Source organism: Mesorhizobium sp. WSM2561 (assembly GCF_000513915.1).
Lineage (GTDB): Bacteria > Pseudomonadota > Alphaproteobacteria > Rhizobiales > Rhizobiaceae > Mesorhizobium > Mesorhizobium muleiense.
Genome location: NZ_AZUX01000045.1, coordinates 15,173 through 36,916, shown reverse-complemented (window position 1 = coordinate 36,916; position 21,744 = coordinate 15,173). Strand labels below are relative to the sequence as shown.

Annotated in this window: 19 protein-coding genes and 2 pseudogenes; 7 read left to right on the top strand and 14 right to left on the bottom strand. The window is 61.6% G+C overall.

The window, feature by feature from the left end; genetic code table 11:
* Positions 1–28: 28 nt before the first annotated feature.
* Positions 29–1,564, bottom strand: a complete 1,536-nt coding sequence (ppx, locus tag M727_RS0127750) for an exopolyphosphatase (protein ID WP_027155361.1) — start codon at positions 1,562–1,564, stop codon at positions 29–31.
* Positions 1,564–3,765, bottom strand: a complete 2,202-nt coding sequence (locus M727_RS0127745) for an RNA degradosome polyphosphate kinase (protein WP_027155360.1) — start codon at positions 3,763–3,765, stop codon at positions 1,564–1,566. Before M727_RS0127745 ends, ppx begins: the two co-directional genes overlap by 1 nt.
* Before the next feature lie 319 nt (positions 3,766–4,084).
* Between M727_RS0127745 and M727_RS0127735 the strand changes: the two genes are divergently transcribed.
* Both M727_RS0127735 and M727_RS0127730 read left to right on the top strand, forming a co-directional pair.
* Positions 4,085–4,330: a zinc-finger domain-containing protein gene (locus M727_RS0127735; protein ID WP_023800617.1), complete on the top strand. Its 246-nt coding sequence runs from the start codon at positions 4,085–4,087 to the stop codon at positions 4,328–4,330.
* A gap of 15 nt (positions 4,331–4,345) precedes the next feature.
* Complete coding sequence (locus M727_RS0127730) at positions 4,346–5,572, top strand: FAD-dependent monooxygenase (protein WP_027155359.1); 1,227 nt, start codon at positions 4,346–4,348, stop codon at positions 5,570–5,572.
* Between the two features lie 205 nt (positions 5,573–5,777).
* Here M727_RS0127730 and M727_RS0127725 read toward each other — a convergent pair whose 3' ends face one another.
* From M727_RS0127725 to M727_RS0127705, 5 genes are all read right to left on the bottom strand, one after another.
* On the bottom strand, positions 5,778–6,464 hold the full coding sequence (locus M727_RS0127725; protein ID WP_198032708.1) for a TIGR02117 family protein: 687 nt from the start codon (positions 6,462–6,464) through the stop codon (positions 5,778–5,780).
* 103 nt (positions 6,465–6,567) lie between these two features.
* Complete coding sequence (locus tag M727_RS0127720) at positions 6,568–7,371, bottom strand: amino acid ABC transporter ATP-binding protein (RefSeq protein WP_023800620.1); 804 nt, start codon at positions 7,369–7,371, stop codon at positions 6,568–6,570.
* 21 nt (positions 7,372–7,392) lie between these two features.
* On the bottom strand, positions 7,393–8,550 hold the full coding sequence (locus tag M727_RS0127715) for an amino acid ABC transporter permease (RefSeq protein WP_027155356.1): 1,158 nt from the start codon (positions 8,548–8,550) through the stop codon (positions 7,393–7,395).
* A 4-nt stretch (positions 8,551–8,554) separates the two neighbouring features.
* The gene (locus tag M727_RS0127710; RefSeq protein WP_023800622.1) at positions 8,555–9,742 is read right to left on the bottom strand and encodes an amino acid ABC transporter permease; all 1,188 of its coding nucleotides are present in this window, start codon (positions 9,740–9,742) and stop codon (positions 8,555–8,557) included.
* A gap of 63 nt (positions 9,743–9,805) precedes the next feature.
* Positions 9,806–10,834, bottom strand: a complete 1,029-nt coding sequence (locus M727_RS0127705) for an amino acid ABC transporter substrate-binding protein (RefSeq protein ID WP_023800623.1) — start codon at positions 10,832–10,834, stop codon at positions 9,806–9,808.
* 429 nt (positions 10,835–11,263) lie between these two features.
* Between M727_RS0127705 and M727_RS0127700 the strand changes: the two genes are divergently transcribed.
* Both M727_RS0127700 and M727_RS0127695 read left to right on the top strand, forming a co-directional pair.
* Positions 11,264–12,433: a cystathionine beta-lyase gene (locus M727_RS0127700; protein ID WP_027155355.1), complete on the top strand. Its 1,170-nt coding sequence runs from the start codon at positions 11,264–11,266 to the stop codon at positions 12,431–12,433.
* Positions 12,434–12,544: 111 nt separating this feature from the next.
* On the top strand, positions 12,545–12,934 hold the full coding sequence (locus tag M727_RS0127695) for a YkvA family protein (protein WP_027155354.1): 390 nt from the start codon (positions 12,545–12,547) through the stop codon (positions 12,932–12,934).
* 48 nt (positions 12,935–12,982) lie between these two features.
* Here M727_RS0127695 and M727_RS0127690 read toward each other — a convergent pair whose 3' ends face one another.
* Complete coding sequence (locus M727_RS0127690; protein ID WP_027155353.1) at positions 12,983–14,200, bottom strand: anion transporter; 1,218 nt, start codon at positions 14,198–14,200, stop codon at positions 12,983–12,985.
* Positions 14,201–14,734: 534 nt separating this feature from the next.
* Between M727_RS0127690 and M727_RS0127680 the strand changes: the two genes are divergently transcribed.
* Positions 14,735–16,027 (top strand): Nramp family divalent metal transporter, encoded by a 1,293-nt coding sequence (locus M727_RS0127680; RefSeq protein WP_027155352.1) that lies wholly within the window; start codon positions 14,735–14,737, stop codon positions 16,025–16,027.
* Positions 16,028–16,345: 318 nt separating this feature from the next.
* Here the strand turns inward: M727_RS0127680 and M727_RS37705 are convergent, their stop codons facing one another.
* From M727_RS37705 to M727_RS44040, 6 genes and pseudogenes are all read right to left on the bottom strand, one after another.
* Positions 16,346–16,501 (bottom strand): hypothetical protein, encoded by a 156-nt coding sequence (locus M727_RS37705; protein WP_245269023.1) that lies wholly within the window; start codon positions 16,499–16,501, stop codon positions 16,346–16,348.
* Between the two features lie 120 nt (positions 16,502–16,621).
* A complete protein-coding gene (locus tag M727_RS0127665) occupies positions 16,622–16,921 on the bottom strand; it encodes a DUF1236 domain-containing protein (RefSeq protein ID WP_027155350.1) in 300 nt (99 codons plus the stop codon).
* Positions 16,922–17,393: 472 nt separating this feature from the next.
* Positions 17,394–17,678 carry a DUF982 domain-containing protein gene (locus M727_RS37700; protein ID WP_198032707.1) on the bottom strand — a complete coding sequence of 95 codons (285 nt, stop codon included), beginning with the start codon at positions 17,676–17,678 and terminating at the stop codon, positions 17,394–17,396.
* Between the two features lie 919 nt (positions 17,679–18,597).
* Positions 18,598–18,777: a DUF3606 domain-containing protein gene (locus M727_RS0127650; protein WP_027155348.1), complete on the bottom strand. Its 180-nt coding sequence runs from the start codon at positions 18,775–18,777 to the stop codon at positions 18,598–18,600.
* 713 nt (positions 18,778–19,490) lie between these two features.
* Positions 19,491–19,942, bottom strand: a pseudogene (locus tag M727_RS43280) (transposase); the annotation flags it as partial.
* A 12-nt stretch (positions 19,943–19,954) separates the two neighbouring features.
* On the bottom strand, positions 19,955–20,074 hold the full coding sequence (locus M727_RS44040; protein ID WP_348627185.1) for a hypothetical protein: 120 nt from the start codon (positions 20,072–20,074) through the stop codon (positions 19,955–19,957).
* A 47-nt stretch (positions 20,075–20,121) separates the two neighbouring features.
* Between M727_RS44040 and M727_RS43270 the strand changes: the two are divergent.
* Both M727_RS43270 and M727_RS0127625 read left to right on the top strand, forming a co-directional pair.
* Positions 20,122–20,340: pseudogene (locus M727_RS43270) on the top strand (LysR family transcriptional regulator); the annotation flags it as partial.
* Positions 20,341–20,365: 25 nt separating this feature from the next.
* Complete coding sequence (locus M727_RS0127625; protein WP_051505770.1) at positions 20,366–21,547, top strand: ABC transporter ATP-binding protein; 1,182 nt, start codon at positions 20,366–20,368, stop codon at positions 21,545–21,547.
* The last annotated feature ends 197 nt before the right edge of the window (positions 21,548–21,744 follow it).

Genomic DNA, 21,744 nt, shown 5'->3' with positions numbered 1-21,744 from the left:
ATTGAGCCGAATACTTGACTGACCCAGATTACTTCGCTGGCATAGTGGGGCCGCCCTCGACCGCCAGCACCAGCCGGCGATTGGTGACCCTCGCCAGTTGCGCCAGTCGTCCGGCCGGCCGCTCGCCGTAAAGATCGGCCAGCGACGCCGGCAGCACCAGCGCCAGCACGCCATTGCCGCGCCTCTCCCATTTCAGCCGCGGCATGACCCCAGGCATTGCCGCCGTCAGCAGGTAGACGACGCGCATCACCGCGGCCAGCACACGGGCGCGCTCGATATAGCGCGGCGTCGCCAGCGCCTTGATTTCCGGCGCAATCGATTCGTTGAAGATGCCCTCATGACGGTAGGCGTTGGCCAGCGCCAGGAAGGCGCGGCCGGGATGGTCGACACCGATGAAGGAGGCGTGGGCAATGATGTTGAGCGATTGCTTGCCCCGGTATTCGGGATGCGCGCGCCAGCCGATGTCGGCAAGCAGGCAGGCGGCCTGGCGGTAGCGCGCCTCGTCGACCGTCTCTTCGATGCCGAAGGCGGCGAAGGTCTTGCCCGTCCACTCGACAAGCTCATGCGCGTGGGTGACCGAGCGCGAACGCAGCCGGGCGAGTTCTTCCGAGGCCGAGATCAGCGGATCCGCCTTCTGCTCGGCTTTATCGAGCAGCGAATAGAGAAAGCCCTCGCGCACGCCAAGTGCCGAGACGATGATCTTGGACGGCTGCATCGCCCCCATGATCTCCTGCAGCACGATGGCGCCATAAGGCAGCAGCGAGCGGCGGTTCTTCGAGACGCCTTCGATACCCCTTATCTTCTCGATCTCGCCCTTGGCGACTTGCTTGAGGAAGTTCGCAGCGCTGTCGATGCCGATCTCGTAATGGTGCATGACGCTCAGCGGATAGCTGGTCATTTCCATGTACAGCCGAGCGAGGTTTCGCCAGGTGCCGCCGACGGCATAGAACGGCCTGCGCTGCCCGCCTTTCAGCAGCTTTGCCTTCGCGAGTTCGTCGCGCGCTATCTTTGCAGCTTGGGCCAGTGAGTTCTTGGCCATGTCCTGCAGGCGCAGGCCGCCCAGCGGCAGCGTGATGCCGTCGCCGATTGCCTCGCCATCGACGTCGACCAGTTCAAGGCTGCCGCCGCCGAGGTCGCCGGCGATGCCGTTGGCCGGGTGGAAGCCGGAAATGACGCCAAGCGCTGAATAGTGGGCTTCCTGGCGCCCGCTCAGCACCTGGACCTCGGTCTTGAGCACATCTTCGGCGCGGTGGATGAAATCGGGGCCGTTGACCGCCTCGCGGGCGGCGGCAGTCGCCAGCACATACATATGCTCGGCGCCGGCCTGCTCGGACAGCGCGCGGAAACGCCGAAACTCCTCCATCGAACGGGTCACCGCCTCCGGATCGAGTTTTCCGGTCGAGACGATGCCGCGACCGAGGCCGGCCAGCATCTTTTCGTTGAACAGCGTGGTCGGCGAGCGCGCCAGCCCCTCATAGACGACAAGCCGGATCGAGTTCGACCCGATGTCGATGATGGACAGCGGTCGGCGGTCCTGAAGCCGGCCCTGGGACGTTGAAATCATCAGCCGGTCGCTGTGGCGTTTTTCTTGCGGCGCTTGAACTGCGCGATGCGCTTGGGCGCATGCGATTTCAGCGCATCGCCGCGTCCGGAAAGGCTCGGATTGGTCATGAAATATTCCTGCGCGTTGAACGGTTCCTCGCCCTCCTCGAGCGTGGCGCGCCGGGAGGTTCCGTCAGCCAATACGTCGAAACTTTGCTGGTTGTCCATGATGTTGCCCAGCATGATCTGGCCGAGGACTTGTTCATGCACTGTTGGATTGGTGATCGGCACCATGGTTTCGACGCGGCGGTCGAGATTGCGCGGCATCAAATCGGCCGATGAGATGTAGACGATCGCCCCGTCCGACGGCAGTCCATGGCCGTTGCCGAAACAATAGATTCGGCTGTGTTCGAGGAAGCGGCCGACGATCGACTTTACCCTTATGTTTTCCGACAGGCCCGGCACTTGGGGCCTCAGGCAGCAGATGCCGCGCACGACGAGATCGATCTCGACGCCGGCGCGGCTGGCGTCATAGAGCGCGTCGATGATGATCGGGTCGACCAGCGAATTCATCTTCATCCAGATGCGGGCCGGCCTGCCCTCCAGCGCATGGCCAATCTCGTCCGAAATGTGCTTGAGGATGCGCTTGCGCAGCGTGAACGGCGAGATGGCCAGCCGCATCTCCTCGGTCGGCTCGGCGTAGCCGGTGATAAAATTGAACAGCTGGGCGACATCGCGGGCGATTGTCGGAGCGGTGGTGAAGAAGGACAGGTCGGTGTAGATGCGCGCGGTGACCGGATGGTAGTTGCCGGTGCCGAGATGCACATAGTTGCGCAGCTTGCCGTCCTCGCGCCGCACCACCAGCGACATTTTCGCGTGGGTCTTCAGTTCGAGGAAGCCGAACACGACCTGAACGCCGGCGCGCTCGAGGTCGCGCGCCCAGCGGATGTTGGCTTCCTCGTCGAAACGCGCCTTGAGCTCGACCAGCGCGGTCACCGACTTGCCGGCCTCCGCCGCGTCGACCAAAGCGCGCACGATCGGGCTGTCGTTCGAGGTGCGATAGAGCGTCTGCTTGATCGCCACCACTTCCGGATCGGCCATCGCCTGGCGCAGGAACTGCACCACCACGTCGAAGGATTCGTAGGGGTGATGAACGATGATGTCCTTCTCGCGGATGGCGGCGAAACAGTCGCCGCCGTGCTCGCGGATGCGTTCGGGAAAGCGCGGATTGTAAGGCTTGAATTTGAGATCGTCGCGGGCGATGGCGACGATCTCGGAAATCTGGCTGAGCGCCAGCGGACCGGTGAGCACGCTGATCCGGCTCGACGAGACGCCAAGCTCGCCGGCGACGAACTCGCGCAGTTCGGCCGGCATCAGCTTGTCGAATTCGATGCGGATGACCGAGCCGCGACGACGACGTTTCAGCGCCGTCTCGAACAGGCGCACGAGATCCTCGGACTCCTCCTCGACCTCGATGTCACTGTCGCGGATGATGCGGAACGTACCGGAGCCCTTGACCTCGTAGCCGGGGAACAGCTTGCCGATATAGAGGCCGACCGCTTCTTCCAGCGGAATGAAGCGGACATGATGCTTGCGGTCAGGCAAGCGGATGAAGCGCTTCAGCGCCACCGGCAGACGCAACAGCGCGCTCATCTCCTCGCCATTCCTGCGGTGGCGCAGTTGCAGCGCCATCGAGAAGCCGAGATTGGGAATGAACGGGAACGGATGCGCCGGGTCGATCGACAGCGGTGTGAGCACCGGAAACACCTGCTCCTGGAAATGATCCTCGAGCCAGGTCTTCTCGTCCTTGGTCAGCCCATCGCGGCTGATGCTCTCGATGCCTTCCTTGTCGAGCAGCAGCATCAGAGCGGATAGGCTGTTCTGCTGGTCCTCCTGCAGGCGCTCGACCTCGCGCAGCAATTGTTCCAGCTGTTGTTCGGGGGTGCGGCCGTCCGCGCTCTTCAGCGTGATGCCTTCGCGCACCTGGCCGGCGAGACCGGCGACACGGACCATGAAGAACTCGTCGAGATTGGCGGCCGAAATCGACAGGAAGCGGACCCGCTCGAGCAGCGGATGGTTGGCGTTCAGCGATTCTTCGAGGACGCGGCGGTTGAATTGCAGCCAGGAAAACTCGCGGTTGACGAACCGGTCCGGGTTGCCGCCCTCTGGGCTCGCCACCTCGACAGTGGTGAATTCGCTCTGCACCGGCTTTAGTTCGTTCATGGTTCCTGCTCGTTTCGCACCCGCTGGCCACAGCGTCGCGCGTCTTTGCGGACGCGCAAAAGGACGCTCCCGCCACTTAAGCTACGCATGATCCCCGGCGAAACCGAATTCGGTTTCGGGGCCATGCCTTAACCGGCTTAGCTTATCCTGTGACAGGCTTTTACGACAGTTTGATTTCATCGATCTTGCAAAGAGACAGCTTATGATCCAGATGCAATCCAGGCTGCAGCGCGGCGCGTCCTTTGCGCGTGCCAAGGACGCGGTGGAATTTTGATTTTGCGCATGCTCCGGGGTCATGCGGCAAATGCAGGAGACGACGATGGCAGGCGGTTCCATTCCCCATTTCCAAAACGATGCGGGCTATCCGGCAATCGACATCGGCGTCAAGGAATTCATGTGCACCGGCGCAAACCCGCCCTTCGACCATCCGCATGTGTTTCTCGACATGGGCGACGACAATGAAAAGGTCTGCCCCTATTGCTCGACGCTTTTTCGCTATTCGCCAAAGCTGAAGGCGACGGAAACACAGCCTGCCGGATGCCTGTATATCCACCAGGCCGCCTGACGCGCACGCCATCCCATGGACGACACCCGGTCCCGGCAGGTCGTTATCGCCGGAGCCGGCGTCGCCGGACTGACCGCGGCACTGGCGTTTTCCGAGCGCGGCTATCTGGTGCGGCTGTTCGAACAGGCGCCGCGCCTCGAAGCGGCCGGTGCCGGCATCCAGCTCTCACCCAACGCGACGCGCATCCTTCGCCAGCTCGGCGTGCTCGACCGGCTGTTGCCGGCGGCGGTGCGGCCGGAGGCGGTCGTGCTCAAGGACGCCGCCACGCTACGTGAGCTGGCGCGGGTGCCGCTTGGCGAAGCGGCCGAAAGGCGCTGGCAGGCGCCTTATCTCGTCGCTCATCGGGCTGACCTGCAAGATGCACTGATGGCGCGCCTTGCCGAACGGCCGGACATCAGTCTCGTCACCGGCGCGCGCGTCGGCGGCATCGCCACAGGACCGCGCCATGCCACGGCAACAGTCGAGATTGCCGGCAAGACAGTCGAAGCCGGCGGCTTTCTGCTGATCGGCGCCGACGGCGTCTGGTCGGCGATCCGGGCTTTTGGCTGGTTTGCGGCCAAAAGCCGGTTTTCGGGCGAGCTTGCCTGGCGCGCTACGATCAGTGCAGACAGTGTCGCAGGAGAAGCCCTTGCGGCGGTCGGCGCCGCCAATTGCGTGACCACCTTCCTGCATCCCGGCTTCCACCTCGTCGCCTATCCGGTCAGCAACGGCACGGCGTTCAACCTGGCTGCCTTCACCAGGGGCGAGATCATCGCCGAGCGCTGGTCGGGCCACGCCGACCCCAATATCCTCCTCGGCGCCATGCGTGGCACGGCGGCAGCACTGGCCCGGCTTGCCGAGGATGCCGGCCCGTGGGCTGCGTGGCCGATCCATACGGTAGACCAGGCACAGCCATGGACGACGCCCGCCGGCATCGCGCTGATCGGCGATGCGGCGCATGCGATGACGCCGTTCGCGGCGCAGGGGGCGGCGATGGCGATCGAGGATGCCGCAACCCTTGCCGGCTTTGTCGCCGCCTCACCCGCCGATCCCTGGGGCGCGCTTGCCGCCTGGGAGAAGATGCGGCGGCCGCGTGTCGCCAAGGTCGCCCGACGCGGTGCCGTCAACCGGCTCGCCTGGCATGCAGCGGGGCCGGTGGCCGTCGCGCGCAACCTGTTCCTGAAGTGGCGCTCGCCGGAAAAGCTCGCGGCCGATCTCGACTGGCTCTATGGCTGGCGGCCGCCGGATGGCGATCGGCGATGAAAGCTCGACCGGTTGGCGGGACAGCGCCCCCCTCTGTCCTGCCGGACATCTCCCCCACTTGGGGGGAGATCGGCCGTCATCTCGGATTTTGCCAATCTCCAACGTTGCAGGATGAAGCGCGGCGCCGAAATTGAATATCTCCCTCCTTGTGCCTCCCGGCAGGACAGAGGGGCGCGCCGGAATGAGGCGCTGATTACCCGGAGCATCAATTATAAATCCGCATCGACAGGTCGAGTGAGGCCGGCAGCGGATTCCACCAGCCTGTCCGCAGGCCAGCGATACGCAGAGCCGCCGCTGTCCAGGTGTTGCAGCCAACCAGCGCATTGAAATGGCCGTTGGCTTCGTAGAAGCGGTCGAACTTGGAATAAGCGGCATTCTCGATCAGGATCGGACCGTTCGGCCCGTGCTGGAAACTCGCCGCGATGAAGTCGAGCAGCGCTGTAAAACGTTGCTCGCTGATGTCGAAGCCGGCGACGTCGGGATGCGGTTCGACAATGTTGCCGGCGACATCGACATGCATCACCGATGCGTCCAATGTCAGCGCCTTCATCACCGGCGCCGCCTTCAGTTCCGACCAGGTCGGCGTCTCCAGATAGAAGGCGCGGCCTCCCCAGCCGAAAACGATGTAGCGGACCCCAGCCATGTCGGCCGGAATGCCGCCACCGACCAGGAAATGGAAGCGCTTGCGCACGTCGTCATCGACCGGGATGGCGATATCGGTGTGGATCGGATTTTTCAGCACCAGGACGTGCCTGGTGGCGGCGGGATCGGCGGCGGCAGCCGGCAAGAGCGGCCGTGGAATGAGTGTGCCCAGAACCACGGCAAGCACGATTGCCACCACCAGAATGGCGAGAAAACGCCCAAGCTTTTTCACGAGGGACGGCTTTTTCATGAGGGACGGCCTCGCAATCGGGGCGCAATCGCCTGCTGACGGCTCAGACGCAAAAGAGCCCGGCAGGGTTTCGGCCGGGCTCTTTTGATTCGCGTGAGAGCAATCAGTGCAGGATTTGCGACAGGAACAGTTTTGTGCGCTCGTGGCGCGGATTGTCGAAGAACTCGGCTGGCGTGTTCTGCTCGACGATCTGGCCCTGGTCCATGAAGATCACCCGGTTGGCGACCTTGCGTGCAAAGCCCATCTCGTGGGTGACGCAGAGCATGGTCATGCCCTCTTCGGCGAGGCCAACCATCGTCTCCAGCACTTCCTTGATCATTTCGGGATCGAGCGCCGAGGTCGGCTCGTCGAACAGCATGATGCGCGGATTCATGCACAACGAGCGGGCGATGGCGACGCGCTGCTGCTGGCCGCCGGAAAGCTGGCCGGGATATTTGTTGGCCTGTTCCGGAATCTTGACGCGCGTGAGGAAGTGCATGGCGATTTCCTCGGCCTGCTTCTTCGGCGTCTTGCGCACCCAGATCGGCGCCAGCGTGCAGTTTTCCAGGATGGTCAAATGCGGGAACAGGTTGAAGTGCTGGAACACCATGCCGACCTCGCGGCGCACCTCGTCGATCTTCTTGAGATCGTTGGTCAATTCCTTGCCGTCGACGATGATCTTGCCCTTCTGGTGCTCTTCCAGCCGGTTGATGCAGCGGATCATCGTCGATTTGCCCGAGCCCGAAGGGCCGCAAATGACGATGCGCTCGCCGCGCATCACCTTCAGGTTGATGTCCTTCAGCACATGGAATTCGCCGTACCATTTGTGCATGGCGATGATGTCGATGGCGACATCGGTGGTGGAAACCTGCATCTTGGCGGCATTGACCTTGATCTCTTCCGCGCTGACTGCATTTTCTATTGTCATGGAAGGTTCCCTTTTTTGTTCTTAGCGCTTGTGGCCGGTGTCGAGCCGGCGTTCCGTGAACATCGAATAGCGCGACATGCCGAAACAGAACAGCCAGAAGACAAAGGCAGCAAACACCAGGCCGGACCTGGCCGTTTGCGGCGTTGCCCAGTTGGGGTCGTTAAAATTCTGTTTGACGACGCCGAGCAGGTCGAACATCGAGATGATCGAAACCAGGCTGGTGTCCTTGAACATGCCAATGAAGGTATTGACGATGCCGGGAATGACCAGCTTCAGCGCCTGCGGCAGCACGATCAGGCCCATTTTCTGCCAGTAACCGAGGCCGAGCGAATCCGCACCCTCATACTGGCCCTTGGGGATCGCCTGCAGGCCGCCGCGCACCACTTCGGCCATATAGGCAGCGGCAAACAGCGAAACACCGATCAGCGCGCGCAGGAACTTGTCGAAGCTGACGCCGGCCGGCAGGAACAGCGGCAGCATGACGCTGGCCATGAACAGCACGGTGATCAGCGGGATGCCGCGCACCGTCTCGATGAAGATGACGCACAGCATCTTGACGATCGGCATCTTCGAGCGCCGGCCGAGCGCCAGCACGATGCCGAGCGGCAGCGACACGGCAATACCGACGAAGGACAGGGTGAGCGTCACCAGCAGCCCGCCCCATAGCGGGGTTTCGACATGCGGCAGGCCGAACACGCCACCAACCAGCAGGATAAAGGCAAAGATCGGCAGCGCCCCGAAGAACAAGATGGCGTTCAGCCCCTTGCGCGGCACCTTCGGGATGAGCAGCGGCACCAGAAGCGCCACGAACAGGATGGCGACCAGGATCGGCCGCCAGCGCTCATCGATCGGATAGCGGCCGAACATGAACTGGCCGAACTTGGCGTTGACGAAGGCCCAACAGGCGCCGGACCAGCCGTCCGGCTGGACGCCGCCCTGTGCCGCCGTGGCGCAAAAGGTACGGTCCGCGCCGGTCCATTGGGCGTTGATGAAGGCCCAGCTGATCAGTTGCGGCAGGATCATAGCGACCAGCACGATGCCGATGATGGTCAAGATCGTGTCACCGGTCGACGCAATCAGGTTCTTGCGTATCCAGGCGCCCAGGCCGCGCTCGCTTGCAGGCGCCGACTGTGCCAGCGCCATTTCGACGCGGACGAAGGAAAGATCGTGCTCCTGCATGTCTCTACCTCTCCACCAGCGCCATTCTGGCGTTGACCACGTTCATGACCGCCGACGTCAACAGGCTGAGTGCGAGATAGACCACCATCATGATCAGCACGCACTCGATCGCTTGGCCGGTCTGGTTCAGCACCGTGCCGGTCGTCGCCGTCAGGTCCGGGTAGCCGATGGCGATGGCCAGCGACGAGTTCTTGGTCAGGTTCAGATATTGGCTGGTCAGCGGCGGAATGACGATGCGCATGGCTTGCGGAATGACGACAAGCCGCAGGATCGATCCCGGCCGCAGCCCGAGCGCACCGGCTGCCTCGGTCTGACCCTTATTGACGCCCATGATGCCGGCCCGCACGATTTCGGCGATGAAGGCCGCCGTATAGAAGGACAGCGCCAGGTAGAGCGACAGGAACTCCGGCTTGACCTGAAAGCCGCCAGTCAGGTTGAAGGTCGATTGCTTTGGATAATCGAAGCTCAGCGGGAAGCCGCTGAGCGCGTAGGCCAGCAACGGCAAGCCGATGATCAAAGCCGCCGATGTCCAGAACACAGGGAATTGCTGGCCGGTCGCCATCTGCCGCTGACGCGCCTTGCGGGCGACGAACCACGCCATGGCGATGCCGAGAAGCAAAGCAACCAGGATCAGCCAGGAGCCTTCGCCCCACACGGCGCGTGGAAAATAAAAGCCGCGTTGGTTGAGAAAGGAGCTGAACGGCAAATTGATGCTTTCACGCGGCGGCGGCAGCACCGAAAGCACGCCGGAATACCAGAAGAAGATGACCAGCAGCGGCGGGATGTTGCGAAAGACCTCGACATAGACCATGCAGATCTTGCGGATCAGCCAGTTGTGCGAAAGCCGGCCGACGCCGAGGATAAAGCCGATGATGGTGGCGGTGACGATGCCGGCGGCGGCAACGATGAGGGTGTTGATAAAGCCGACCACGATGGCGCGGCCATAGGTCGAATCCGACGAATAGGCGATGGCGCTGTCACTGATGTCGAAGCCGGCGCGACCCCTGAGGAAGCCGAAGCCTGACGCAATGCGCAGGCGCGTCAGATTGTCGATGGTGTTTTGGACGATCCACCAGACCAACGCAACCAGCACGATGACGACCACCGCCTGGAAGACTATGCCGCGGACCTTTGGATCATTGATGAAGGAGCCGCGGCTTGGCTCCTCGCGAAGAATTTCCTGCGATGCCATTCGACCATCCCCTGGAAAGAGAAACCGGGAGGCAGACGATCTGCCTCCCGGATCACATTTCGATCAGCGGATCGGCGGAGAGTATTGCAGACCGCCCTTGGTCCACAGCGCGTTGATGCCGCGCGCGATCTTCAGCGGGCTGCCCGACCCGACATTGCGTTCGAACATTTCGCCGTAATTGCCGACGGTCTTGACGATGTTGACGACCCAGTCGTTGGAGACACCGAGATCGGTGCCGATCTTGGTATCGGCCTCCTGGCCGAGCACGCGCTTGATCTCGGGATTGTCCGAAGCCTTCATTTCCTCGACATTGGCCTTGGTGATGCCGAGTTCCTCTGCCTGCAACAGCGCAAAATAGGTCCACTTGACGATGTGGTACCACTGGTCGTCGCCCTGGCGCACGGCCGGTCCGAGCGGTTCCTTGGAGATGATCTCAGGCAGCACGACGTGGTCGGCGGGCGCGCCCAGCGTCAGCCGGATGCCGTAGAGACCTGATTGGTCGGTGGTGTAGACATCGCAACGGCCGGCGTCATAGGCCGCGTCGACCTCTGACAGCTGTTCGAAGACGACCGGGCTGTACTCCATCTTGTTCGTCTTGAAGTAGTCGGCAAGGTTGAGTTCGGTCGTGGTGCCGCTCTGCACGCAGACCGCCGCGCCCGAAAGCTGCAGCGCGGAATTCACCCCCGGCAGCTTCTTGGCGTTGATCATGAAGCCCTGTCCGTCATAATAGGTGACACCGACGAAGTTCAGACCAAGCGCCGTATCGCGGTTGATGGTCCAGGTGGTGTTGCGCGACAGGACGTCGATCTCGCCTGACTGCAGTGCGGTGAAGCGTTCCTTGGCACTGAGCGGCGTGAACTTGACCTTGGTGCCATCGCCGAACACGGCGGCCGCGACAGCGCGGCAGAAGTCCGCATCGATGCCTTGCCAGTCGCCCTTGTCGTCCGGCGCCGAGAAGCCGGCCAGACCGGTCGACACGCCGCATTGGATGAAGCCCTTGGCCTTGACGTCGTCGAGCGTGGCCGCCGACGCGGCCGAAGCCACCAATCCAAGCGCGGCGGCGCCCAGAATGCCGATTGCAATGTGTTTCATAACCCACAGACCCTTTTCTGTTTTTTTCAGGCGAACCTGACTTTTTTTTCCGTGTGAACGCAGCTTCCCGTTCCGGCCCATTACCGGAACCCGCATCGCAACCGACGCGCTGCCTCCCATTCACGAACTGCATCGAAGGCGATTATCACAGTGAGGTCAAGGAAAATGACCGAAACCCAAAGAGTTTCAAACCATTTGCCGCAAATGCCTGAATTGCAGACAAACGCGCCCGAAAATTAGCCAGCAACTGCGAGGTCCGGCCAACGCGAATCGGAGCTGGCTTCTAAAATCCGTCTTCGGGGAGGCAGCGCCGCGCCGGAAAGCCATCGGAGCGATTGGCACAACCAGTCCGCCGGCTGGCGGTTGGCGAACGGTTGCGCGGCCAATGCCGCCGCACTATGGCTAGCGCTTCATCAGAGGCGAAGCGCAATGGCAAAAGACGGCAATGAAATGGGCATCAACACGCGGCTTGCCCACTCGGGCAACAATCCGCATGACTATTTCGGCTTCATCAACCCGCCGGTCGTGCATGCCTCGACCGTGCTCTTTCCCAACGCGGCGACGATGGCGGCACGCGGCCAGAAATACACCTACGGCACGCGCGGCACGCCGACCACCGACGCGCTTGCCAGCGCCATCGACGGACTGGAAGGCTCGGCCGGCACGATTGTGGTGCCCTCCGGCCTGGTGGCGGTGACAGTGCCGCTGCTCGCCTTCCTGTCGGCGGGCGACCATGTCCTGATTGTCGATTCCGTCTATCACCCAACCCGCAATTTCGCCGACACGATGCTGAAACGGCTAGGCGTCGAGGTCGAATATTACGATCCGCATGTCGGCGCCGGTATAGCGGCGTTGATCAAATCCAACACCAAGGTCGTGTTCACCGAATCGCCGGCCTCCAACACTTTCGAGGTGCAGGACATACCGGCCATTTCCAGCGCGGCACACGCCGCAGGTGCGATCGTGATGATGGACAACACCTGGGCGACGCCGCTCTACTTCCGCCCGCTCGACCACGGCGTCGACATCTCGATCCATGCGGCGACGAAGTATCCGGCCGGCCATTCCGACGTGCTGCTCGGCACGGCGTCGGCCAACAAGGCCTGCTGGAAACAGCTTTGCGAGACATTTTACACGATGGGCTGCTGCGCCGGGCCGGACGACGTCTATCAGGTGCTGCGCGGCCTGCGCACCATGGGTGTGCGCCTCGACCACCATCAGCGAAGCGCTCTGGCGATCGCCGGCTGGCTGGAGGGCCAGCCGGGCGTGGCGCGGGTGCTGCATCCAGCGCTTGCCAGCCATCCCGACCACGATCTCTGGAAGCGCGACTTCTGCGGCTCGAGCGGCATTTTTTCGATCGTGCTCAAGGGCGGCGGCCAGAAACAGCAGCATGCCTTCCTCGACGCGCTCAGGATATTCGGCCTCGGCTATTCCTGGGGCGGCTATGAGAGCCTTGCGGTGCCGGTCTTCCTCGGCGACCGCGTCGTCGCCAAGGGGCCTTATGACGGCCCGCTCATCCGCCTGCAGATCGGGCTCGAGGATATCGAGGACCTCACAGCCGATCTGGCGCGCGGCCTCGCCGCGGCGGCGGCCGCTTAAGGCTTGCCATGCTGATTCGAAAAAGTTGCTGACGGCTTCACCGTGATCGAACCCTGCCAGTCAGCAACCGCCGCTCGGGTGTCGGCGGACAATCTGTGCTAAAATAGCGCTATGAAAGCCTGGCTGGAAGCCGCAAAGCGCCGGGCGCGCGATATCAAGCTTGATGTCGTCGCCCTGTGGTTCGCTGCACGCGATCGTCGGGTGCCCTGGTTTGCAAAGTTCGTTGCCGGGATGGTGGCCGCCTATGCGCTTTCCCCAATCGACCTGATCCCGGATTTCATTCCGGTGCTCGGTTATCTCGACGACCTGATCATCGTCCCGCTCGGCGTAGTCCTGGCCATCAGGCTTGTTCCGCCGCCGCTGATGGCCGAGTTCCGAGCGCGAGCTGCCGCGCTCGAAAAACACCCGCAAAGCAGGATGGGAATGTTCTTTGTCGTGGCGCTCTGGCTGGCTTTGGCAGCTTTGCTGATCTGGGCGTTCTGGCCAACCCACGCCAAATAGACCGATCAGGCTTGCACTTGAGACCGCATAGCCTGCTGCGCCGGCGGCCTAAAACCCAAGCGCCAGCCATGCCGTCCCGGCAAGCAGCGTGACCAGCGTCAGCGGCAGGCCGACCTTGAAGAAGGCGGCGAACGACAGAGGCCTGCCGGAGACCCGCGCGTACTCGGCGACGATCAGATTGGCGACCGAGCCGAGCAGCGTGAAATTGCCGGCCAGCGTCGAGCTCATCGCGACGACCAGCCAGGCGCGCTCGAGGCCGGGTATGAACGGCCGCAGCGCCAGCACGGCCGGAACATTGCTCATGATGTTGGACAGCACCGCGGTGAAGCCTGACAGCCGCCAGACGTCGCCCAGCCCGAGGCTTTTTGCCGAGGCTATGATGTCGGGCGTGAGCAGCGTCTTCTCGGCGCCGGCGACGACGATGAACAGGCCCGCGAACATGAACAGCAGCGGCCCGTCGATCTCGCGGTAGATGCGCGCCGGCTTTATGGCACGGGTCACGAGAAGAATGGCGCCGCCGATGAGCGCCGCCTTGGCGACCGCAACGCCGGCAAAGAAGGCGATCGCCAGTCCGATGCAGACCGCCACCGCCTTGAGCACCTGTCCCGGCAGCATGCGGCCGCGATAGACCTCGGGGCTGAGTTCGGCCTTGCGCGCGAATTCGGCGCGATAGACGATCCGTACGATGACGACGACGGCGACGAGGCCGAACAGCGCGACCGGCGCCAGGGCCGCCGAAAAGGCCGGATAGGAAATCCCCGACAGCGCGCCGATGACCATATTCTGCGGGTTGCCGGTGATGGTGGCGACGCTGCCGCAATTCGACGCCGTGGCGGTGGCGATGAGGTAGGGGACAGGGTTGCGGTTGATGACACGGGTGACGTGGACGACGATCGGCGCCATGACCAGGCAGATCGCGTCGTTGACCAGGAACGCTGACAGAACGCCGGTCAGCAGCGTCACCATCACCAGCAGCATGAACGGCGCGTGCGCGTGCTCGATGGCGACGGCGCCGAGCGCGCGAAAAGCGCCCGACACTTTCAGATGCGCCACGACGATCATCATGCCGAGCAGCAGCGTAATGGTGTCGAAATTGATGGCACGGTAGGCATCCTCCAGGCTGAGCGCGCCGATGGCGATCATCGCCGCACCGCCGAGCAGCGCGATGCCTGCCCGGTCGAGGCGCAAGCCGGGGAACCTGCCGACGGCGACGCCGGCATAGGTCAGGATCAGGATCAGCAGTGCCGCCGCGCCCATCAAAGTCATTCGTGGAAAAGCCCCGTTCAGATCCGCCCTGCCCAAGGCCATAAGGGTAGCCGGCGCAAGCTGTGATTCCTGCCGCCATACTCACCCTAGCTCAATCCGATCGAGCAAGCCTTTTGGCAACATCAAACATTTATGTGACGCGCACGGCGTCGAACCATTGGACTGGCGCACCATCGGCCAACAGACAATCACACCGGCAGAATATCTCGTAAAACGTCGGGTAGGGTTCCGTCAAAAGATGAAAGGCTTAGAAGATGCCCAAGCTCATTGAAATCGTGGCTCGATCATGGCCAAGACCGAGACTGTCCCCACCATTGGGCCGGCCGACCAGCAAAGCGAAGAACGCGCCTTCGGCCAAGGCAAGCGCTGAACACCCTGCTGACGCTGGAACAAGCAGCCGATTGCGGAGTTGGAACGGCGGTAGAGGTTTGCCGGAATGAGATCTACTCCCGTGCTGCAGTACATTTATTGGGTAATTGCTCTCGGCGTTTCAGTCGTGCTTGCGCATTACGCTCCTGGCGCGGCGTGGCCGCAATGACGCAGCGCCATCGTAACGCCACTTCACCACGGGAAGACAAGAAGGACGGCATAGGGCGAGCACTTGGACTCGGCCTTATCACCGGCGCCGCTGACGACGACTGCTCGGCGATCGGTACCTATGCAAGTGCCGGAGCGCGCTTTGGCCCGGACCTGCTTTGGACCGCCCCTGTAACGCTGCCGATGATGTACACTGTCGTGTATCTCTCGTCGAAGCTTGGACAGGTTTCGGGCCGCGGCCTCTTTCATGCGATCAAGGACTTCTACCCCCGGTGGCTGCTCTGGGCTGTTCTTGTGGGCGTGCTGATCGGCAACACGATCGAAGCAGCGGCCGATCTCGGCGGCATGGCTGCATCCATCAACATCTTCCTTCCTGTTCCGATTCCCCTCATTGTGGTTGTAGTCGCGGCCGCGATCTTTGCTCTCCAGCTTTGGGGCTCTTACACGCTCATACGCAACATCTTCCGCTGGCTCGCGCTGGCCCTGCTTGCCTATGTCGGCTCGGCCATCATGGCGAAGCCGGATGCGGCAGCCGTGCTGTGGGGAACCCTTGTTCCGAAGATCCAGTTCAGCCGCGAGTTCCTGTCCATACTGGTGGCCATCATCGGCACCACCCTTTCAGCGTATCTCTACACCTGGCAGTCGAATGAGGAGGTGGAGGAAGAGATTGCCGAGGGGAGAACGACGCTGAAGAAGCGCAAGGGTGCCACCGACGGTGAACTGCGCCGCTCCCGCCGCGATATCCTGATCGGCATGATTTTTTCCAACCTCATCATGTACTTCATCATCCTGTCGACAGGGTCTACGCTCTATGAAGCCGGCGAGCACGACGTCGAGACCGCCGCTCAAGCAGCCGAAGCTCTCAAGCCGCTCGCTGGTGCAGCCGCTGGCGTACTGTTCGCGGCCGGCGTGATCGGGGTCGGGTTCCTTGCCGTTCCGGTCATGACGACAGGTGCGGCATACGATCTGGCGCAGGCGGTTGGATGGGAGCACAGCCTTCATGCCAAGCCGCGTGAGGCGCCAAAGTTCTATATCGCGATCGGCGCCTTCACGCTGATTGCTGTTGGCCTGAATTTCCTGGGTTTCAACCCAATGAAGGCGCTCGTCTGGTCCGGTATCGTGCAGGGCTTTTCCACGCCGCCACTGCTTCTTCTTATCATGCTGATGACGAACAACCGGCGGATCATGGGAGACAAGGTCAACAGCCGGACAACCAACGCCCTGGGATGGGCTACTACGATCGCAATCTTTTCCGCCTCTTTGGGGCTGGTGGCGACCTGGTTTATCTAGGTCACCATGACACTCGCGCTCGAGTCCGGCAATTCGAGCTCACTTTCAATGAAGGAGTTGGCAATGAAGGAGTTGGTCTGCACATCTGCCGCAGCTACCGCGCTCCCGGCGGTATGGCCAAGTGCGCGTGCTTGTGGAAGATCGCAATCTTGTCGGGATAGGTAATGCGGATCTCGCGTCCGCATCCCTCGCACTTGTAATGGGAAACGACCTGAAACCAGCTGCCGTTCTTGATGACGGTGAAGTTGCACTGCGGGCATTGGAAAGTCAGGCCAACAGAGAATAGGCTGGGAGACAGGGACATTGCAGCACTTCTTGTCAGTCCGGCGGATCGACGACGAAGGATGCGGCAATCAAATCGTCGGCATCGATTCTGCCCTTGCCGTCCTCCAGGACTGCTGCGACCTTTCGAAAGGTCTTCAGGTCGTTCTCGGTAATCCGGGCGCCGCGCATCCTCTCAGCGAGGTCAGCCACGCGTATTCGCAGCGCCCGCTACGCTCCAATCTCACGGTTCGACATGGTGATCACATTCCTCGTCGCTCGACTTCCCGCCGCACCTTTCGGCACGGCGGGTTGTCCTCCCAGTCGCTTAGCTCATTCGATGACTTTGATGATCTTGCGCGTGCCCGGGTCAACCACAACGGTCCTGTTGTCGACCACCACGGTGCGGTATTTGGTGTTGGGGACTTCATGAAGTTCGACAGTCTCGGGCAAGGTTGAGCCGATATTGAGCTCCACTCCAGGGATTTTCACGGATGCGAGTGGCTGCTTTTTGACGTATTCCCTGATGACCGTCTCCTGTTCAGGCTCGATAACTACGTCCTGAGCGGCAGCGGCGCCGATACCGGCCAGCAGCAGAAGTCCCGCGGCTGCAGTGGAAAGATGCATTCTCATAACTGACTCCTTCGTGAGGGCTGATGCGCTGAACGGGATCGCCTTAGCGCCAGGTATCCAACCTCAGGCAGCTTCATTTGTTCCCCTTGAGGGACTTTGGTCTGATGCGCGACAGGACCTAGTCTCGCCTGTTTTGGCGTAATAGGCCGGACATAGCGCCACCCGGAACCGCCGCTGCGCATAGTCGTTGATCCCTGCAAGTTCACGGGAAGGAGCCCATGGAAAATAGTGTCCACCAAGCCCGCTGGTTACTCGCTCCGGTCTTCGCAATTTCGATCACATTCCTGGCGATTGGAATAATCGTTAGCTAGGGATCGTTATCTAGGACCGACCGGACTTGACGATTGGATGGAGCGACGAATCTGCGCAGCTAAGTCCCTTCCTGCGCTGATAAAGGACCACCCGCAATTCCTCGATTTGGCGGGTGGTCCGCAATCCGGCTGACCAAGGCCGCCCTCGAGGCGGCGTCACCTCACAGCAGGTCTTCGGCAACCCCGTCGAATTTCCTGAGGCCTACGCTTGGAGGCTTTCGCTTAAGAAGCCCCTGTTCGCTTGCGGCCGCCTTGAAGGCATCGAACGCGGCTTGTTGGGTGCAGTGTCCGGCCAGGCATTCCTCGATGATTCGAATTGCTTCAAGTCGGCATGGCTTGTCCATGAATGGCCATGGTTGCTGAAGCGCCGTCTCAGCATCAGCGATCGACGCAACCAGCATCGATCTGCCATTCAGGTAGATTGTAATCGGAATAAACGCCGGCATCTTTGTCGCTCTCCAGAATTGAAGTGGATAAACGCGAAGACATGGCGGGGGTTGCATGAACGTTCGTCGGGGCAATGGTGCTCTGATCTAGCCGGCCTAGGCCGCGTTGCTCAGCGCCAGAGGCTGGACGTCCGAAGAGCCTTGATCGTTTCGGTTCCCTTAACGGAGAAGCCCGCGCCTCACGGAGGGAGGGCGCGGGCTGATCGGCGCATCACCCGACCAGCAGCAAATCTTGAGAGGGACCAAGACCATGCTGCACGCCCCGAACTTCCGGCTTGAACCTATGTTCCAGCGAAGGTCGAAAAAAGGCGGTGAAAGCAGGACCTATTTGGGTTGCGACTAACGACCCAACGGCAATTTCGACGCTGAGACAAGTTCGTCCTCGTCAGTGATACCTGCCGTATAATTTGCAAGGATCTGGGACGCGAGAGCCTCACGTAGATGTTCGGAGTCGCCCTCCCTCTTGAGTCGGTCGAACACACGGCCCAGCGCAGCTACTTCGGATGCACTGAAGATGCCAAATTCTTTAGCCTTTCGATCAATCGGCATACCACCCCCTCCGGCTAAAACATTCTGCGCAAATAATACGATTCAGGACATCTCGGACAACAAAAAAAGCCCGCGGCGCCCTTCTGGCACGGCGGGCGAGACGCCTTGGCTCACCAGGCGGCTATATCTGACAAAGCCGCCTACCGCTTGGCGGCTAGGGACTTTGCTTGCCGGAGCGTCGATGCCATTGGAGCCCGAGGAACAAGATAAGCTCTCGGGCCTGTTCTTCGGTAGTGCCGGTGCCCGTGAGTGAGATGACCGACCTTGAGCGTGTCGATTCAGATGCGCTGGGGACTGGCTTGTGCGCAAGTAGGTCCCTAGTCAGGCGAGGCTACTCCTGAATCGCGCCGGCCGGAGATCGAAAACCCGACTAGTCGTCTTTCTTCAAATCTTCAGCTTCGTCCTTCAGCCTCTGCCAGTCTGCGCCGTGCTTGCGAAGCAATGCTCGCGCCTGTTTTGGCGTCACGTCTGTCACCTCCGCCAGGTGCTCAACTTCAAGTTCTGCACCCTTCTTAACTCGGCTCGTGTCGCTCGTCCTCTTGACCGCCATCTGTTGCGTCCTCCTTGGCACACGGTCAGTGGCAACGGATGTTGAACGATGCGGTTCCGCCCATGTGGAACGTAGCCATCCGGCCAAGGCCGCCCGGATTGGCTTTTCGGCCTCGCAATCTCTGCGGTAAACCGATTATGCTGCTGACCAAAGCGACTGCCGCCATAATCGGAAACTACGCTGATGCATGACCGGAATGAAAATGCGAAGCGCGCCCGCGAAATCCTGAAGGCCGTGCGGAATCGATATATGCACAGCCTTCGAGGCGCTGGATGGGCGGCAAATCGATGCGCTGCTCGCAAATCTGGATCAGCACCGGTTCAACAAGTACGGTCCTAGGAGCAAACTTCGCCAACCGCCGGGCAGCGTTAATTCGCGAGTGCGATCGTTTCACGGCCTGCTTCAGGCCGCGCTGCACTCCGGCAGCCTCGAATCGCTGTATCAGTGGGTATTGAACTCAGGTCGGAGACTGAAGAGTAGCTTGGCGACCTGATCGCTTCTCTCAGCTAGCCGTCCGCAGTCGGTTAGTCCCATGTGGTCAGTGGCTACAGTGAAGAGATAGCCCGCGATCTCGCTCGCGGTGGCGCCTTTGTCCATCAGCATGACGTAGGCCCTGTTTGCGTATGCGTCGTATTCGTTGCCGTAGAGACCGATAGGATCCGCAGCATCATCCACCGCCGATCATCGACACGTGGCACGGGTCGCGGCTTGCTGGGCAACAGCGGCAACGTCTCGGTGACATCCTCGCCAAGCTTCGCCAGCTTGGCTGAACCGCAGCACAGGCAGTTCCTGGGCGGCGATGACGACGCGCTTACGCGGCAGGGGCTCGGGGAAGGCTTGCGCGTTGGGCGCTTGCGCTCGAAGGCCCGGACAGTCTACAACCGCGCCGCCATCTCCGCCGCCGCTGGCGTCGGCTTCCAGCTCTTCGAGCTGCAACTCCACCTGGTCGAGGCGCCGCTTTGCGCTCCGAGCGACTGCCATGGATGTCGCGCTTCAGCTTCTCGATCTCAAGTCGCAGTCGCGCGATTAACGCATCCGAGTGCGAGTTCACGGCTTGCGCGCGGGCAGCGAAAGCTTGCGCCTGGCGGCGGGCGGCACGCTCCGCGAGGATCATCGCGTGCGTACTGACAAGATCATCAGGAAGCTGATCGGCCGCATCGGTCATGGCGCGATGGAATCATATCGCTCCTCCATGCCAACGATTTTGCTCATCCCGCCGAGCTCGGACGCCAGGTTTTTGCGGCATCCGCCAGTCGATGCCTTCGAGCAGACAGCCGAGCTGAGCGGGGGTGACCACCACCGTGCCGTCAGCCGCAGAGGGCCAAATAAAACGCCCGCGCTCCGAACATCGTGGCCCAGCAATATGACGCAGGTGTACGCAGCGGCGAGCAAGTGGCCAGAGGCATGATCGCCGTTCGGATCGGGCCAGATATGCGGATGGCGGTGATCGGCGCACCCTCCTACTTCGAGAAGAGGCCAGTGCCGAAGACGCCGCAGGGCCTCATTGGGCACAACTGCATCAACTTGCGCCTACCTGTGCATGGCGGGGTGTACGTCTGGGATTCGAGCAGGGGGTCGCGAGCTAAAAGTGCGCTCGACCTGGCAGGAAAACCGCCGTTATCTAATATTGTTCGGAAGCTGCCCGATACCTTTCGCGCGGTTCCGGAAGCCCGATCCCAACTGGTTCCGGATACTGGGAGCCGACGCGGTCGAGACGGCGACCAGTTGCCGTGCGCCGCCGAAGGCCGCGATTGACGGACTGCGGAAGGTCTTTCGAATGAATGGAATGTTTGCCACAGTTTTACGACGGATCATACCGTTCAAGGCCGCGTCGACCGAGGCCGTTCGGCCCAACGAAACGCTCGCCGGGTTTGTGTGGCGCGCCAGCGGCACCCACCAGTTCTATGTTGGCTTGATCGCTGTCGCGGTGGCCCTGCTCAACTTCGCGCCCATCGATCTTCAGAGGCGGATTGTGGATGAAGCGATTGCGAGCGGGGAAATTAACGCGCTTCTCTTTTTGGGCGCTATCTATCTCGCGGTCGTCCTGATTCAGGGTGCGCTGAAATACGCGCTTCTTTTTTATCAGGGTTGGGTAGGCGAAAGCGCCGTGAAGGCGGCGCGCGACCAATTGATCATCGTCGCATCCGACCAATCACCGGGAAACGAGGCGAGCGGGCAAACTGTCAACGTTATCGGCCGGGAAATCGACAATGTTGGTGGGTTCGTCGGGACGAGCATATCGGAATTCGTGGTCAATCTGACGCTCCTGGTCGTGGTCGCGGCTTACATGCTTTACATGCAGCCGGTGATCGCGCTCGTCAGCACCGTCTTCCTCATCCCGCAAGTTTTGCTGGCGCTCTACATGCAAGAAGACCTCAACACGCTGGTCGAGCGCCAAGTCGGCCTTGTGCGCCGTCTCGGCGATGAAACCATCGTCCAGTCCGAGAGCAATTCCAAGACGGCCGGCATAGAGTTTCGCACCGTTGGCGCAATCTTTCGCAACCGTATCCGGTTCTATTTTCTCAAATTCGGTCTTAAGACGTTGCTGAACGTCGCTAACGCGATGGGGCCGCTAGTGGCCCTCATTGTGGGCGGCTACCTGGTGATCCAGGGACAGACGACAATTGGCACCGTCGTTGCGTTCGTCTCGGGATTTGAGCGTATCTCCGGCCCGTGGCGTGACCTGCTGAATTTCTACCGGGAGTACGAACAGGCGAAGGTCCAGCACCAGATGATCGCAGAATGGATCAAGGGAGTGCGGGCGGCGTGACCTTGCTGCGCGCACGGTCTGTGTGCTTCCGTCGGGGCGCCGAAGATTAAAGACGAAGACTCGATCCGGGCTTCTCTCGTAGGCATGTTCTCGGAGCCGCTCAGCCGCTGCATCGAGCAAGAACAGACAGGGCTTGGCCGAGCATCGGTGAGAAAATTTGCCGTTTGCACGGGGGCGAATCTTCACATTTGAGACTG